This window comes from Mycolicibacter heraklionensis (genome assembly GCF_019645815.1).
Taxonomy (GTDB): Bacteria; Actinomycetota; Actinomycetes; order Mycobacteriales; family Mycobacteriaceae; genus Mycobacterium; species Mycobacterium heraklionense.
In genome coordinates, this window is sequence record NZ_CP080997.1 from 378,746 (window position 1) to 392,837 (window position 14,092).

The 14,092-nt window shown below is 68.4% G+C and carries 18 protein-coding genes; 13 read left to right on the top strand and 5 right to left on the bottom strand.

Features of this window, described 5'->3' with window-relative positions:
• Positions 1–33 precede the first annotated feature (33 nt).
• From K3U94_RS01755 to K3U94_RS01770, 4 genes are all read left to right on the top strand, one after another.
• Entirely contained in the window at positions 34–372 is a 339-nt protein-coding gene (locus K3U94_RS01755) for a hypothetical protein (RefSeq protein ID WP_220695384.1), read from the top strand.
• A complete protein-coding gene (locus K3U94_RS01760; protein WP_350355351.1) occupies positions 373–1,065 on the top strand; it encodes a phosphatase PAP2 family protein in 693 nt (230 codons plus the stop codon). It begins immediately after the preceding gene.
• On the top strand, positions 1,052–1,288 hold the full coding sequence (locus K3U94_RS01765; protein ID WP_220695385.1) for a hypothetical protein: 237 nt from the start codon (positions 1,052–1,054) through the stop codon (positions 1,286–1,288). The genes K3U94_RS01760 and K3U94_RS01765 overlap by 14 nt, the downstream gene beginning before the upstream one ends.
• A 63-nt stretch (positions 1,289–1,351) precedes the next feature.
• Complete coding sequence (locus tag K3U94_RS01770) at positions 1,352–2,008, top strand: L,D-transpeptidase family protein (protein ID WP_047321466.1); 657 nt, start codon at positions 1,352–1,354, stop codon at positions 2,006–2,008.
• Positions 2,009–2,012: 4 nt separating this feature from the next.
• Here the strand turns inward: K3U94_RS01770 and K3U94_RS01775 are convergent, their stop codons facing one another.
• Together K3U94_RS01775 and K3U94_RS01780 are read right to left on the bottom strand one after the other, a co-directional pair.
• Positions 2,013–2,324 (bottom strand): DUF732 domain-containing protein, encoded by a 312-nt coding sequence (locus tag K3U94_RS01775; protein WP_230987350.1) that lies wholly within the window; start codon positions 2,322–2,324, stop codon positions 2,013–2,015.
• Positions 2,325–2,335: 11 nt separating this feature from the next.
• A complete protein-coding gene (locus K3U94_RS01780) occupies positions 2,336–2,650 on the bottom strand; it encodes a DUF732 domain-containing protein (RefSeq protein ID WP_220695386.1) in 315 nt (104 codons plus the stop codon).
• A gap of 250 nt (positions 2,651–2,900) precedes the next feature.
• On the opposite strand from K3U94_RS01780, the gene K3U94_RS24265 reads away from it, so the two are divergent.
• Positions 2,901–4,058 (top strand): PPE family protein, encoded by a 1,158-nt coding sequence (locus K3U94_RS24265; RefSeq protein WP_275564541.1) that lies wholly within the window; start codon positions 2,901–2,903, stop codon positions 4,056–4,058.
• 12 nt (positions 4,059–4,070) lie between these two features.
• Positions 4,071–5,321: a PPE family protein gene (locus tag K3U94_RS01790; protein WP_220695387.1), complete on the top strand. Its 1,251-nt coding sequence runs from the start codon at positions 4,071–4,073 to the stop codon at positions 5,319–5,321.
• Here the strand turns inward: K3U94_RS01790 and K3U94_RS01795 are convergent.
• The gene (locus K3U94_RS01795) at positions 5,318–5,968 is read right to left on the bottom strand and encodes a TetR/AcrR family transcriptional regulator (RefSeq protein ID WP_220695388.1); all 651 of its coding nucleotides are present in this window, start codon (positions 5,966–5,968) and stop codon (positions 5,318–5,320) included. The two genes, K3U94_RS01790 and K3U94_RS01795, sit on opposite strands and share 4 nt — an antisense overlap.
• Positions 5,969–6,007: 39 nt before the next feature.
• On the opposite strand from K3U94_RS01795, the gene K3U94_RS01800 reads away from it, so the two are divergent.
• On the top strand, positions 6,008–7,234 hold the full coding sequence (locus K3U94_RS01800) for a hypothetical protein (RefSeq protein ID WP_220695389.1): 1,227 nt from the start codon (positions 6,008–6,010) through the stop codon (positions 7,232–7,234).
• Positions 7,235–7,339: 105 nt separating this feature from the next.
• The gene (locus K3U94_RS01805) at positions 7,340–8,056 is read left to right on the top strand and encodes a hypothetical protein (RefSeq protein WP_220695390.1); all 717 of its coding nucleotides are present in this window, start codon (positions 7,340–7,342) and stop codon (positions 8,054–8,056) included.
• Here the strand turns inward: K3U94_RS01805 and K3U94_RS01810 are convergent.
• Positions 8,053–8,700: a TetR/AcrR family transcriptional regulator gene (locus tag K3U94_RS01810; protein ID WP_220695391.1), complete on the bottom strand. Its 648-nt coding sequence runs from the start codon at positions 8,698–8,700 to the stop codon at positions 8,053–8,055. The genes K3U94_RS01805 and K3U94_RS01810 overlap by 4 nt on opposite strands.
• 102 nt (positions 8,701–8,802) lie before the next feature.
• On the opposite strand from K3U94_RS01810, the gene K3U94_RS01815 reads away from it, so the two are divergent.
• The 4 genes from K3U94_RS01815 to K3U94_RS01830 all read left to right on the top strand — a co-directional run bounded on the left by K3U94_RS01815 (position 8,803) and on the right by K3U94_RS01830 (position 11,967).
• Positions 8,803–9,657, top strand: a complete 855-nt coding sequence (locus K3U94_RS01815; RefSeq protein WP_047321481.1) for an oxygenase MpaB family protein — start codon at positions 8,803–8,805, stop codon at positions 9,655–9,657.
• 67 nt (positions 9,658–9,724) lie between these two features.
• The gene (locus K3U94_RS01820) at positions 9,725–10,117 is read left to right on the top strand and encodes an Rv0313 family protein (RefSeq protein WP_047321471.1); all 393 of its coding nucleotides are present in this window, start codon (positions 9,725–9,727) and stop codon (positions 10,115–10,117) included.
• A gap of 67 nt (positions 10,118–10,184) precedes the next feature.
• Positions 10,185–11,090: a glycoside hydrolase family 16 protein gene (locus tag K3U94_RS01825; RefSeq protein WP_220696627.1), complete on the top strand. Its 906-nt coding sequence runs from the start codon at positions 10,185–10,187 to the stop codon at positions 11,088–11,090.
• Positions 11,091–11,145: 55 nt separating this feature from the next.
• Positions 11,146–11,967, top strand: coding sequence for a glycoside hydrolase family 16 protein (locus K3U94_RS01830; protein WP_220695392.1), 822 nt, complete (start codon positions 11,146–11,148; stop codon positions 11,965–11,967).
• Here K3U94_RS01830 and K3U94_RS01835 read toward each other — a convergent pair.
• On the bottom strand, positions 11,964–12,851 hold the full coding sequence (locus tag K3U94_RS01835; RefSeq protein WP_220695393.1) for a hypothetical protein: 888 nt from the start codon (positions 12,849–12,851) through the stop codon (positions 11,964–11,966). The genes K3U94_RS01830 and K3U94_RS01835 overlap by 4 nt on opposite strands.
• 144 nt (positions 12,852–12,995) lie before the next feature.
• Between K3U94_RS01835 and K3U94_RS01840 the strand changes: the two genes are divergently transcribed.
• Positions 12,996–13,964 (top strand): LysR family transcriptional regulator, encoded by a 969-nt coding sequence (locus K3U94_RS01840; protein WP_267878337.1) that lies wholly within the window; start codon positions 12,996–12,998, stop codon positions 13,962–13,964.
• The last annotated feature ends 128 nt before the right edge of the window (positions 13,965–14,092 follow it).

Below are 14,092 nucleotides of genomic sequence, written 5' to 3' on the forward strand. Positions count from 1 at the left end.
TCATGGTAGGAGCCACACGAAGGGACGCTTGTCATGAAACGTTCGCAACTGCTCGATCACCTGTCCGCCGACGCCGCCGCAAACCTGGTCTACAGCGAGCCCCATCAGACCCCGGACGGGGCGACGGTCATCACCGCCGCACGGGTCACCGCCTCGGGCCCGGACGGTTCGGACGTGACGGCCACACCGCTCGGGGTGATCGTGATCCGCGGTGACAAGGCCAGGTGGGTGGCCGCGGTCGATGCGAACCGGATCGCGTTGGTGGGGGTGCTCACCGGATTGCTGTCCGCGGTCATCGCGTCGCTGGCCGTGCTGCGCCGCCCGCCCTGGCCGGACCTGCGCTCGGTCGGGGCTCGCGCCGAGGGGAACTGAGTGGTGGCGCCTTCGACCGCGCGTGCGGCGGCGCTGATCTCGGTGGCCGCCGCGGTGGCGGTCTATGTGCTGATGTTGGTGGGCTATCGGCAGGACTGGACCTGGCTGGCCGGCGTCGACACCGCCGCACTGGACGCGAGCTACGACGTCGCGGTCAAACACCCGTTCTGGGTCCGGTTCTGGGACGGCATCTCCACCGTCTTCGAGCCGGCGGTGTTCCGGGCGGTGGGCATGGTGGCCGCCCTGGTCGCGGTGCTGCGTCACCGGTTGCGCGCGGCGCTGTTCCTGTTGCTGGCGGTGGAGGCCAGCGGGCTGCTCACCGTGCTGGCCAAGGGCTCGGTCGGCCGACCGCGTCCGGTGACGGCGCTGGTCACGGCGTCCTCGACCTCGTTTCCCTCCGGGCATGCGCTGGGGGTGATGATCGGCGTCGGCGCGCTGCTGCTGCTGGCGCTGCCGGTGCTGCGGCGGCGCAACGTCAGGGTGGCGGCCGTGAGCGTCGGCGTGCTGGTGGTGGGCGCGGTCGGTGTTGCCCGGGTGGCGCTCAACGTGCACCATCCCTCCGACGTGCTGGCCGGCTGGGCGCTGGGCTGGGCCTATCTGACGGCGTGGGCTCTGGTCCTGCAACCGTGGCGGCGACCGGGGTTGACCGAGTCCGCGGGCGCGCCGCAGGATGATCTTGATGACCAGCAGTGACGCCGACCCAGTGGGCGCGCTCGTCTGCTCCCGCAAGGGCTGCAGCGCCGACGCGGTGTACGGCATGCTGTGGAACAACCCGAAGCTGCACACCCCCGAACGTCGCAAGGTCTGGCTGACGTGTCCCGAACACCGCGAGTACTTCCGCGACTATCTGTCGTCCCGTGGCCTGCTCAAGGGTGAGGCGCCGGTCGAAGACCTGCCGCGGCGCACGGAGCCGTGAACACGGCCCGGCGCGCCGGGAGCGGTGTTTGACCCGCTTCCGGCGTGCGCAGATGATGAGTGAATGCGCCGACTTGTGAGCGTGTTCAGCGCTGCCCTGTGCACGGCTGCTGCGGCGCTGACCGCGGCACCGGGAGCCCAAGCCGACGCCATTCCGTGGTTCGCCCGCTCGGTCGGCAACGCCAGTCAGGTGATTTCGGTTGTCGGGGTAGGCGGTTCGGACGCCAAGATGGACGTCTACCAGCGCAGCGCGTCGGGCTGGCAACCGGTGGCCGCCGGAATCCCGACCCATGTCGGTTCGGCCGGCATGGCACCCAAGGCGAAGAGCGGGTATCCGGCCACCCCGATGGGAGTCTTCACCCTGCCGTATGCGTTCGGCACCGCGCCGAATCCCGGTGGGGGACTGCAGTATGTCCAGGTCGGGTCCGACCACTGGTGGGACGGCGACGATCACAGCCCCACGTTCAACACCATGCAGGTCTGCAAGAAAGCGCAGTGCGCGTTCGACACCAGCGAGAGCGAGAACCTCGAGATCCCGCAGTACAAGCACGCTGTGGTGATGGGAGTCAACACCGCCCGCACCCCCGGTGACGGCGCCGGCTTCTTCTTTCACACCACCGACGGCGGCCCGACCGCAGGCTGCGTGGCCATTGACGATGCCAAGCTGGTGCAGATCATCCAGTGGCTGCGCCCGGGCGCGGTCATGGCGATCGCGCAGTAGTTCCTCAGGCCTCTTCGCAGTACGACGCGCGGGCGATGCTGACGAACTGGGACGCCCGGGTCAGGGTGAGGCTGGGATTGGCGTTCTTCACGGCCTTGGCCGCCTGATTGGCGGAGTGCCCCGAGGTGAGGTAGTCGCACACCGAATGCCCGCCGGCGACTGCGTCGGCGGGGTCGGGGTAGGAGATCCCCATCTTGTCGAGGGCGCCGAGGAAGTTGCCGTCACCGGGATCGGCAGCCGCCGGTGTGGCCATACCCAACAGACCGGCCACCGCGAAGGCCGTCACTGCGAGTTTGCCGGGCATGCGAACCGTCATCGTCTCCTCCGTCAATCGATGATCGAGTCGGGGCAGAACGCCACTTGGGAGAACGTCACGAACCGGGCGGCGTTCTTGACCGACATGCTGCGGTTGGAGATCCGCACCGCGCGGGCGGCGGCATCTGAGTGATGCCCCGCGCCCAGGTAGGCGCAGACCTCCCGGCCGACGGCGACGGCGTCGGCCGGATTGGTGTATTCGATACCCGCCTGTTCGATCGCGGTGATGAACAGCGCGTCGGGATCAGAGTCGGCGGATGCCGGAGCGGCGGCGCTGACCAGCGCCGTAGCGCCGATCGCGATCAAAGCCCATCGTGGATCTATCACAGTGACAACAGCATCGCTGAGCTGAATTAACCAGCAGCGGAATCAAAGTGAATCATCGGTGAACACCATCGGTACGGTGTGCGCCGGATACGTCGTGCCGGTAGACGCCCGCCTAACAGTTCATCCACCCGCCACCCTGTTGACCACTTCGCCTTAACCTACGGTTCATTTACATACCGTTTCGTGAGGATCGGAATAGCCGTCCGCAACCGCTGAAGGCACCACCTGGTGCCGTGAGCGAGGAGACATCGTGTACCTGGACTACGGGGTGCTGCCCCCGGAGATCAATTCGGGACGCATGTACGCCGGACCCGGATCCGGCTCCATGCTGACCGCCGCTTCCGCGTGGGAGAACCTGGCTGCCGAGCTGCACACCACCGCGGCCACCTACGACTCGGTGACGTCAGGCCTGGCCACCGGTCCGTGGACCGGCCCGGCGGCCACGGCGATGGCGGCCGCCGCGGCGCCGTACGTGACCTGGCTGCGCGGCACCGGCACTCAGGCCGAACAGACGGCTCGCCAGGCTGTCGCCGCCGCGGAGGCGTACTCGACCGCGGTGGCGGCGGTGGTTCCCCCGCCGGTGATCAGCGCCAACCGGGTGCTGTTGAAGCAGCTGGTCGCCACGAACTTCTTCGGGCAGAACTCCCCCGCGATCGGCGAGGCCGAGCGTCAATACGCCGAGATGTGGGCCCAGGACGCGGCCGCGATGTACCGCTACGCCAGTTCCTCGGCGACCGCGTCGGCGCTAAGCGAGTTCAGCCAGCCGCCGCAGACCACCAACGCGGCCGGCCAATCCGCCCAGTCCGCCGCCGTCGCCCAGGCCGGGTCTGCGGCGGCCGGCGACGGTGCAGCCACCGATATCTTGACGTCGTTGATCTCCATCATCGGTCAGATTTCGCCGTTCACGGGGTTGGCCACCCAGGGCCTGAGTGCCACGATGACCGGTTGGTCCGGTACGGCGAACATGCTCAGCAACATCAACAACGGGATCGGTCTGGCCGCGTTCCAGGCCGAAAACCCCGGCGGCCTGGACGAAATCCTGCACCCGCCCAAGATCGGCCCGGCCGGCCTAGGCCTGGGCGGCCTGGGACTGGGCAAATCCGGGCTCGGCGGGTTGGGCGCCGGACTGGGCAGTGTCGGGTCGTCGGCGAGCGCGGGCAATGCGCTCAAGATCGGCGCCTTGTCGGTTCCCCACGGCTGGGCGATGCCGGTCACGCTGACCTCGGCGGGCGCGCCGCTACCTGCCCCCGCTGCGCCGGCGGCACCGGCACTGGCCGGGAGTGTGCCGGGTGGGGCGTTCGGTGAGACCATGCTCGGCACCTTGGCCGGGCGCGGTCTGGGTGCGGCGACGTCGCGCGCCGCCGCCCATCGCCGGACCGTGGTGCCCCGTCCGCCGGCCGCAGGTTAATCCCCCGACGACATGGACTTCGCGCTCCTCCCCCCGGAGGTCAACTCCGGCCGGATGTACACCGGCCCGGGGGCAGCGCCCATGCTCACCGCGGCGGCCGCCTGGGATGCCCTGGCCGCCGAACTGGAGACGGCCGCGGCCGGCTACTCCGGAGTGATCTCGAGCCTGATCGGGCACGCGTGGTCCGGCCCGACGTCCGTGGCGATGGCCAATGCGGCGGCCCCGTACGTGGCGTGGCTGCAGGCCGGGGCCGCCAACGCCGAGCAGACCGCGATACAGGCCAAGGCGGTTGCCGCGGCGTATGAGGCCGCCTTCGCGGCGACCGTCCCGCCGACCGTGGTGGCCGCTAACCGAACCCTGCTCGCCACCCTGGTCGCCACCAATTTCTTCGGACAGAACACGCCGGCCATCGCCGCGGCAGAGGCTGCGTATGCCGAGATGTGGGCCCAAGACGCCGTTGCCATGTACGGCTACGCGGCGGCGGCGATGCCGGCCAGCGCACTGCCGGAACTCGACCAGCCGCCGCAGACCACCAACCCGGCCGGGCCCGGCGCCCAGTCCGCGGCGGCCTCACACGCCGCCGGCAGCAACAGCCCGGCACTGACCCAGCTCAACAGCGCCATCCAGACGACGCTGCAGCAGTTGGTGAATCCGGCGGCCACGACGGATCCGCCGTCGTGGTGGGAAGCCTTGACCTCCGAATTGGGCCAGCTGACGCCGTTCAGCAGCATCGCCACCAGCGGCCTGAGCTTCGACTCCAGCCTGTACACCGTGCTGAGCAACGGCGCCGGTTGGGGCCGGCTGGTGTATGTCCGCGGTGGGGCCGAGGGCGCGTTGACCTTCGAGGGGATCGGGCCGCGCGGGGTGCTGTCGGCGTCCACCACGCCGGTGATGGGTCCGGGTGTGGGCAGGGCGATCCCGATCGGTGGGCTGTCGGTGCCGCCCAGCTGGGCCACCGCCGCCCCGGAGATGCAGCCGGTCGCCTACACACTGGCCGCCGCCGAGACCCCGCTGCCGGTCGCCGTCGGAATGCCGCCCGGAATGGCGTGCCAGGAGGCGATGATGGGAACCACCGCAGGCCAGGGTGCCACGCCCGACACCACCGGCCGCCGCAACCAGAAGACCAACGGCAAGAACGACGATCAGGACGGCAAGCCGGTCACGACGCTGACCAACGGCAGCGGCTGGCTGGCCTCGTCCTGGGCGTATCACACCCGACAGCGTGAAGGGCAGCCGCTTCCGTCGCACTGGCGGACGGGCTAGCGCGTGATCGGCTGACCGCGATCGCGCTGCAGGTAGTGGGCGACCATGTCGATCAGCACCCGCCGCTCGGTCTGCCAGTCGATGGGCCCGCCCATGATCATCTGCGCCAACACGATTCCCCGCAGCGCTGCCCAAATCACCTCGGCCACACCGGCATCGGCGGGGTCGTCGGAGACCAGCCGGCCCAAGCCGTTGATCGCTGAGTTCATCTGCAGCAGGTGCTCGTGGGACTGCTCGCCCAAACTGCCGCGGGTGGCCCGCAGGATCTCGAACGCGGCCAGCGAAGTCGGGCTGGCGTAGCAGCGCCACGCGGTGTCCACCACGGCTTCGATGCGCTCACGCAGTCCCAGCTCGCTGACGTCGACAGCGGCCAGGCTGGTCAGCAGTTCGGCTACCCCGTCATCGACCACAGCCATCAACAGGCCGTTGCGGTCCCCGAAGTGGTACTGGATGACCCCCCAGGTGACCCCGGCGCGCTCGGCGACGTGTTTGGCGGTCGCCGCGCCGAAACCCTCATCGGTGATGCAGCGCACCGTCTCGTCGATGATCCGGGCTCGGGTGTCGTCACCGCGCTTGCGGGGTGCGCTGGTTCGCCGGGTCGGCCCGGAGGGCCCCGAAGCCCGGGTGGAACCAGCGGAAATAGTCATTGTTGACTTTATAACATAGACACGACTATTTTTTGGCTCGTGACCGAATCGAGGTATGCGTCGCTGTCCCGTGAGCAGTTGGCTGTGCTGGTGCCCGAACTGCTGCTGATCGGGCACATGATCGACCGTTCCGGAATGGCCTGGTGCATATCCGAGTTCGGCCGCGAGGAGATGGTGCAGATCGCCATCGAGGAGTGGGCGGGGTCCAGTCCCATCTACACCCGGCGCATGCAGCGCGCGCTGGGCTATACCGGCGACGACGTGTTCACCATCTTCAAGGGCCTGCAGTTCGACATCGGTTCACCGCCGCAGTTCATGGACTTTCGCTTCACCGTCCATGACCGCTGGAACGGCGAGTTCGAGTTGGCCAGCTGCGGCGCGCTGCTCGACGTGGAGCCGATGGGCGACGACTACGTCTTCGGCATGTGCCACACGATCGAGGATCCGACGTTCGACGCCACCGCGGTGGCCACCAACGTCCACGCGCAGTGCCGTCCCGTACACCGGCCGCCCCGTACGCCGTCGGACCGCCAGCCGCACTGCCACTGGACCGTCATCATCGACGAGTCCTACCCGCCGGCCCAGCCGATTCCCGCGTTGGCGGTGATCGGCGAAAGCAAAGCGGCCACTTGGCAACTCGACGACATCGACGCCGCTGACGAGGGGTTGGCGGACTACGCTGGACCGCTGCTGTCCGACGTCGACTTCACCGCGTTCTCCCATTCGGCGCTGGTCCGCATCGCCGACGAGGTGTGTTTGCAGATGCACCTGCTCTATCTGTCGTTCGCGCTCGCGGTGCGTGCCAGGGCGGACTCCGATGAGCTGGCCGTATCGGTGGGCCGCCGTCAGCTCACCGGCCTGGCCGGGCTGGGTGCCCTGCGAATCAAGAATGCGCTGAAGCTTTCTGAGGACATCGGGGGTGCGCTGCGCACCTTCGAACTGCACCCGCTGCTCAATCCGATCGGCTACGTGAATGCCGACATCGGGGAGGACACCATCGCGGTACACCCCTCGCCCGCACACGACGACGGCGCCTGGATCACGCTGTGCTCGCCGCAGGACCTCAACCCGCTGCAGGCCATCGCGACCGCCGTGAACCCGCACCTGCGGGTGGAGGTCGAGGGGTCGGAAACCGAGTGGACGGCCCGGCTGACCGAGACCGACGCCGAGGCGAAAGAACTGCCCGAGGTGATGGTGACCAAGGTCAGCAGCGGTGCGGATTTCGTGTTCCGCACCCGCAAATCGCTGCCGCTGACCGTGGTGTGAATCCGCTGATAGCCCGCCGACCGCCGGTGTGTCGGCGATCCTGAACGGTTCGGCCCCGCCTATGGTGAGGCCATTCCAGCCGTTGTCGATCCAAGGTATTCAGCTATGTATGACCCGCAGGACGACGAGGCCACCAGGGAAGCAGAAGCGGTCGACGCGACCGATATGGCGCCGACCGTGATGTCTGCTCCGGGTTCCGGTGCTGTTGTGGATGCGTTCGCCTGGTCGCAGGAGGACGGCAGTGCTGGTGCCGAACCGGTGCCCTACGTCGAGCACCCCTACTACGACCAGGATCTGGGTACCGGACGCCGCCCGACGGTCTCGGTGCCGGCTGCGCCGGTCCCCGGCCGTCGCGCACCTTCGCGGCTACCCCGGTTGGCACTCGGCGTCGGCATCCTGGTGGCGCTGATCGCCGTCGCCGGGGCGCTCTACAGTTTGACCCGCGGCCAGCACGACGAGACGCCGGCGCCGCTCGAGACCAGTGCCGTGGCACCGCCGACCCCGACGCCCAGTGCGCCACCGCCGCCGCCGGTGGCCACCACGACGGCCCCGCCGCCGGTGACCACCACGGAGCCGCCGCCGACAACGACGACGGCGCCGCCCACCACGACGACCACCGAGCCGCCGACCAGCACCACGACGACCACGACGGCTCCGCCCACCACGACCACCACGACGCCGCCGACCACGACGGTTCCGCCGACGACCAGCGAACCACCCAGTACCACGGTGCCGCCGACCACCACCGTGCCGATGACCACCGAATACCTGCGAATTCCGTTGGTGCCGATCCCGATCCCGATCACCGTTCCGGAGAACTAGCGGCGCGCTTGCCCCCGGATCAGGGGCACCAGCACTGCTGCGGAGAACGCCGCCATCTCTTCTCGGGTGCGCACCTGCGGAGGCCCTTCCGGAGTCAGCAGCAGTGACTGGGTGAGCCGGGCCAGAACCGCTGACAGCGAGCCGATCTCGGCGGGGTCTGTGGATCCGCCGGATCGCTCGCGGACCATGCGGATGCGCTCGGCAAGAAAGGCCGACGCCAGTTCCACCACGTTACCGGCCCCCACGGTCAGGGCCCGCAGTGTCTCGTCGCCGTCCACCTCGAGCAGTTGCAGGAGCAAGCGGTTCTCCCGCACCGTGATCAGCGTGATCGTGCAGAACCGCACGATGTAGTCGTCGATCTCGGCATCGGTGGGCTGATCGGCCAAAACTCCCGTGCCGGAGTCGATCTGCGTCAGCACCCGGCCGGCCTCGTAGAGGAATGCGGCGGCCACGATCTCCTTCTTGGCGCCGAGCCGTCGGTAGAGGGTGGCTCGGTTGACGCCGGCGCGGCGGGCGATGTCGTCGGTGCTGGTCCGGCGGACTCCGGTCAGGGCGAACTGCTCCAGCGCCGCTTGCAGGATGCGGGCATCGGAGCCCGACTCATCCGGGTTGCTGAGCAGCGCGAACAGCGGGTTGGCGGCCATCGGCGTCAATCTACCGCCCGAAAAGGGCCGAAAGTCCATTCCCAACCGCAGGCAACGTTGCAACAATTAACGTCATATTGTTGCAATAGAGAGGGAGTGACCATGGCGATCCGCAAATCGCGCCCCCCGATCGACCGGGGCCTGAACCTGGCCGACTACGTCGGGGAGGGCTTTCTCTACCTCGGGGCGGGCGTCACAGTCCTGCTGCAACTGGCCGAGCCCGGTGTCGGACACGGCGTTGCCAACCACAGCACCGTGCTCAATCGGCCGCTGGATCGGCTGCGTACCACCATGACCTACATCTACTGCGTCACGCTGGGCACCGACGACGAGCGGCGCGCACTGGTCAAGATGGTCAACCAGGCGCACGTCCCGGTGAAGTCGGGGCCCGACAGTCCGGTGTCCTACAACGGATTCGACCCCGACCTGCAGCTGTGGGTGGCGGCCACGCTGTACAAGAACGGGCAGGACCTCTACGAGCGTTTCTTGGGCCCGATGGACGACGCAACAGCCGAGCGCCTGTACCAGCAGTCGGCGATCTACGGCACCGCGCTGCAGGTCAAGCCGGAGATGTGGCCGCCCACCAGGGCCGACTTCGAACGGTATTGGCAGGGCAAACTCGACGAGCTGACCATCGATGACCACGTGCGAGCGTTCGCCCACGATCTGTTCAGCGGCCGCGAGGCGCCGCTGCCGATCCGGCTCGCCATGCCGTTGAACCGGTGGATCACCCGCGGACTGCTGCCGACGCGGCTGCGCGAGGAGCTGCACTGGGAATGGAGTCCCCGCGATCAGCGGTTGTTCGACGCGTTGTTGACGGTGCTGCCGCCGGTGTACCGATTGGTGCCACGGACGATTCGCTGGCTGCCGGCGCGCTACTACCTGGCTGAAATGCGCCGGCGGCTGAGCAGCGGACGCCGGTTGATCGACGAACGCGAGCCGGCCGGCGTCGCCTGAGACCGTGGCCGGATCCGCCCCGCGCAGGCACACTGGGGTGTGGCGACCAGCGTGAAAGGGGCTCGCAATGGGTGACAGCGGTGCGTTCGGATTCGATTCCGAGGATTTGGACCGAATGATGCGTGAGGCGGGCGAGGGGCTGCGCGCGGCATTCGACCGCTTCTCCGGCACGTTCGGTGCCGCCGGGGACCGGGCGGGCTGGGGTGCGATCTTCGCCGATCTGGCCCGCGCGGCTCGGGCCGAGCCGGCGACCACCGGCGAGACCGGTGACGGGGTGTGGGCTATCTATACCGTCGGCGACGACGGCGCCGCGCGGGTCGAGCAGGTCTACGCCACCGAGATCGATGCGCTGCGCGCCAGCCAGCGCAACCCCGACCCGAAGCGCCGGGTGCGGTTCCTGCCCTACGGGATCGCCGTCGGTGTGCTCGACGACAGCGCCGAGGGCGACGAGGTGACATAGGCCACGCGGGCGGGCTTGCCTTGTTTGACACCGGTGCGGTGTGGGTTAGATTGCCACCGTGCCCGAGATGAACCGCCGCCAAGTCATGATGATGCTGGGTGCCGGCGCATTGGCCGCCGCAGCCCCCGCCCCCCAGGCCAGAGCCGTTCCCGCGGTCCCTGGAGCGCCGGGCGACCCGGCGCAGCCGCCGGCTGCCCCCGCCGACCCGGCCGCCCCTGCGACCCCGCCGGCGGCCGCTGCCAAGTCCGGTGCCTTCATCTGGCATGACGAGTTCGACGGCCCGGCCGGCTCGGCCCCCGATCGCTCGAAGTGGACGATCTCCAACCACCGCACCCCGATCCGTCGCCCCGTCGGCTGGGACCGGCCCGAGTACTTCTACCAGTACCGCGACAGCCGCAAGAACGTCTTCCTCGACGGCAACTCCAACCTGGTGATCCGGGGGACCCAGGAGGGCAACACCTTCTTCGGCGGCCTGGTGCACGGCAACTGGCGCGGCGGCATCGGCACCACCTGGGAAGCCCGCATCAAGCTGAACTGCCAGACCGCGGGCTGCTGGCCCGGATGGTGGCTGTCCAACGACGACCCGGGCCGTGAGGGCGAAATCGACCTGATGGAGTGGTACGGCAACGGCGAGTGGCCGTCGGGCACCACCGTGCACGCCAACCCCTACGGCACCGCTTTCGAAACCTTCGCGTTTCCGGTCGACGGCAACTGGCACAACTGGCGCGTCACCTGGAACCAGAGCGGGATGTACTTCTGGCAGGACTACGTCGAAGGCATGGAGCCGTACTTCTCCGTTCCGGCCGTCGGCATCGAGAACATCGACGAGCCGGGCCGGGAGTGGCCGTTCAACGACCCGGGTTACACGGTGTTCCCGATCCTGAACCTGGCCATCGGCGGATCCGGCGGCGGGGACGCCCGTCAGGGCAGCTACCCGGCGGACATGCTGATCGACTGGGTGCGGGTGTTCTAGAGGGGCTCAGGCCGCAACCGCGCACGGGCGGTCGATCAATGGCACCATTCGAAGGGTGCCCGAGATGAATCGACGCAGTCTGATGTTGACGACGGGATTCGGCATGCTTGCCGCCGGGATGCGCCTGCCGGAGGCTTGGGCCGGACCGGGGCCCGTCCGCCCGCTGCCCGCCGCCCCGCCGCAGACCTACCTCTTCAGCGACGAGTTCGACGGCCCAGCCGGTTCCGCGCCGGACCCGGCGAAATGGACCGTGGCGCAGGCCCGGGAATCGATGAAGGACCCGACGTTCTGGGAGCGACCCGAGAACGTCGGCCAATACCGCGACGATCGCAAGAATGTGTTCGTCGACGGCAAGTCGAACCTCGTGCTGCGCGCCGCAAAAGACGGCGGCACCTACTACAGCGGTAAAGTCCAGAGCCGGTGGATGGGCGGTATCGGCCACACCTGGGAAGCCCGCATCAAACTCAACTGCCTGACCGCCGGCGCCTGGCCCGCCTGGTGGATGGGCAACGAGGATCAAGGCGAGATCGACGTGCTGGAGTGGTACGGGAACGGCAATTGGCCGTCGGCGACCACCGTCCACACCAGGGCGAACGGTGCCGAATGGGCGACCCACCAGATCTCGATGGACACCGCCTGGCACACCTGGCGGTGCCGCTGGGACGCCGACGGCATCCGGTTCTGGCGTGATTACGTAGACGGAGCCGCGCCCTACTTCACCGTTCCGGCGAATTCGATCGCGGACTGGCCGTTCAATAACCCTGGCTACCAAGTATTTTCGGTGTTCAATCTGGCGATTGCCGGTTCAGGTGGCGGCGATCCCGGGCCGGGCAGTTACCCCGCGGAGATGCTGGTCGACTGGATCAGGGTCTTCTAGAGCGGGCTTATTTCTCCGGCGCCGCGGGAATTGTCTTCGTGGGCATCGAGCCAGGTCACGCCCTGTTCGGCCGCTCGGATCAGGGCGCCTCGCTCGCCGAAATAGGCTGCGAACAAACCGAACCCGGGCAGTGAACCCAGGCGTTGGTAGAGCTTCTTCGGGTGGGGCCGTTTGCTCACCTCGTCGAAAGTTGCCCGCAGGATGCCGGCCAGCTGCCAGACGCTCCGGGTGATCATCACCGGGGTCGATGACGTGATCGACTTCAGCGGCTTCCAGCCCGGCGGCGGCGTCTCGGGAAGCGGCGGGGTAGCGGGTTGTGTTGGTACCTCGACGCTTTCGGGAAGATGTCGACCGCACAACACCTCGGCGAGCAGTCGCACCTGCGCACGCCGGTCGGTGACCCCATACTCGCGGGCCAGCGCGCACAACACGATGGCGTGGTTGACGAACCCTGCCAACTCGCCCACCGGGACCACTCGGGCCAGCCATCCGAACGCCCCGGGGGAGGCGACCACCAGCGTGTTGAGCGCACCGACCCGGTGCACCCACCAGTGCACGCGTTGCTCGCGACTCATCCGCTCCCACGCCGCCGTGCCGGGCAGATCCGCGGCGTTGATTAGCTGTGCCCCGGCGTTGAGGGCGCGGTTGGTGACGCTGGCGCCGCGGCCGGCCTCGTTGCGGCGCCGCCGCAGCCGAAACCGGCGGATGCGCTGGCTCAGCCCGCGGGGCGGAGTGAGCAGTCGGCGGGTCCGTTTGCGCAGCCCGATGGGATCAGCCTCGGCGAGCAGGTCGAGCAGCGGGTCGATCACCGCGACCGCGCGGCTCAGGGCGTCGGCGACCTCGGCGTCGGTCAGGGTGGCGTGCGGCTTCGGAAAAAGACCCATACCGGTGATTGTGGCGGGATTAGCCGGCGCGGGGGGCGTTTGCGGCGAGTGTGCCCCGCAGCGCGACTTCGGCCGGCCGCTGCTTGTCGCTGGTGGGTTTGCTGGCTCCGGACAGCTCAAGTGAACGGACGATGCAAGTTATCAATGGAAGACGCAAGATGTGCGTCTATATTCGCCGGCATCGACATCAACACCCGTAAGCTGCGCCACTTTGTCGTGGTTGCTGAGGAGCTTCATTTCAGCCGCGCCGCCACCAGCCTGTATCTGACCCAGCAGGCGCTCAGCTACGAGATCAAGGAAATTGAGGCATGGGTCGGCGCCAAACTGCTGAACCGCACCACCCGCAAGGTGACGCTCACGCCGGCCGGCGATATCTTCCTGGCCGGGGCGCGCGCGGTCCTGGCGACGCTGGATGCCACGATCACCGATACCGCGCGGGCGGTCCGCGGGCTGTCGGGGACGTTGCGACTCGGCTATATCCCCGGTGGCGCCCTGGAGTTGACCGCGTTGATCGTCGACGAGTTCCGCAACTGGTATCCCGACGTCGACGTCGCGATGCGTGAATTCCCGATCGGCGACCCGTCGGCCGGGCTGGCGTCGGGGGCCAGTGATGTGGCGCTGCTGCGGTTGCCGGTGAGCACCCCCGACATTGAGACGGAGGCACTGTTCGTCGACCCGGTCGTCGCGATGGTGTCCGCCAACCATCGACATACCGCCCGCTCCTCGGTGTCGGTGCTGGATCTCATCGATGACCCGATCACGGTCACCGATACCACCGATGAGATCCACCGTGCGTTCTGGTGTCTGGACTCCGTGCGTGATGACCCGACCGCGGCCCGGCGGATTGTGGTCTCCTCCGTCACCGAGGAGGTGCAATTGGTTCAGGCGGGGGTGGCGGTCGCCGTCACCAGTGCGGCGGTGGCGCAATACCTGCCGGCGCCGGGGGTGCGATGCCTGCCGATTGACGACTGGCCGGGATCGGTGGCTGCGGTCGGGTGGTTACGCGATGAACCCAGCCCGCTGGTGGCCCGGTTCGTCGAGGTGGCGTGCGCGGTTCGAGACCGGGAGGTCGACGTGGTGCGCGAGATCGAAAGCCGGCTGGCACGTCGCTGATTTCAAAACGTCCGGTTGTCAATCGCGGCCCCAATTCCTGTTTCAGTTCGCGCGGCCGGATCGCCAGGATTGAGCGGTCCGCGTCACTCAGTCGCCGGTCAGGCGCTGAGGCTTGAGCGGCGGTGTTC

Bases quoted from the DNA above. Each gene is read 5' to 3' on its own strand.
- K3U94_RS01755 (WP_220695384.1), top strand. From the start codon at position 34: ATGAAACGTTCGCAACTGCTCGATCACCTGTCCGCCGACGCCGCCGCA.
- K3U94_RS01765 (WP_220695385.1), top strand. From the start codon at position 1,052: ATGACCAGCAGTGACGCCGACCCAGTGGGCGCGCTCGTCTGCTCCCGC.
- K3U94_RS01770 (WP_047321466.1), top strand. From the start codon at position 1,352: ATGCGCCGACTTGTGAGCGTGTTCAGCGCTGCCCTGTGCACGGCTGCT.
- K3U94_RS01775 (WP_230987350.1), bottom strand. From the start codon at position 2,324: ATGACGGTTCGCATGCCCGGCAAACTCGCAGTGACGGCCTTCGCGGTG.
- K3U94_RS01790 (WP_220695387.1), top strand. From the start codon at position 4,071: ATGGACTTCGCGCTCCTCCCCCCGGAGGTCAACTCCGGCCGGATGTAC.
- K3U94_RS01795 (WP_220695388.1), bottom strand. From the start codon at position 5,968: ATGACTATTTCCGCTGGTTCCACCCGGGCTTCGGGGCCCTCCGGGCCG.
- K3U94_RS01805 (WP_220695390.1), top strand. From the start codon at position 7,340: ATGTATGACCCGCAGGACGACGAGGCCACCAGGGAAGCAGAAGCGGTC.
- K3U94_RS01810 (WP_220695391.1), bottom strand. From the start codon at position 8,700: ATGGCCGCCAACCCGCTGTTCGCGCTGCTCAGCAACCCGGATGAGTCG.
- K3U94_RS01815 (WP_047321481.1), top strand. From the start codon at position 8,803: ATGGCGATCCGCAAATCGCGCCCCCCGATCGACCGGGGCCTGAACCTG.
- K3U94_RS01820 (WP_047321471.1), top strand. From the start codon at position 9,725: ATGGGTGACAGCGGTGCGTTCGGATTCGATTCCGAGGATTTGGACCGA.
- K3U94_RS01825 (WP_220696627.1), top strand. From the start codon at position 10,185: ATGAACCGCCGCCAAGTCATGATGATGCTGGGTGCCGGCGCATTGGCC.
- K3U94_RS01835 (WP_220695393.1), bottom strand. From the start codon at position 12,851: ATGGGTCTTTTTCCGAAGCCGCACGCCACCCTGACCGACGCCGAGGTC.
- K3U94_RS01840 (WP_267878337.1), top strand. From the start codon at position 12,996: ATGGAAGACGCAAGATGTGCGTCTATATTCGCCGGCATCGACATCAAC.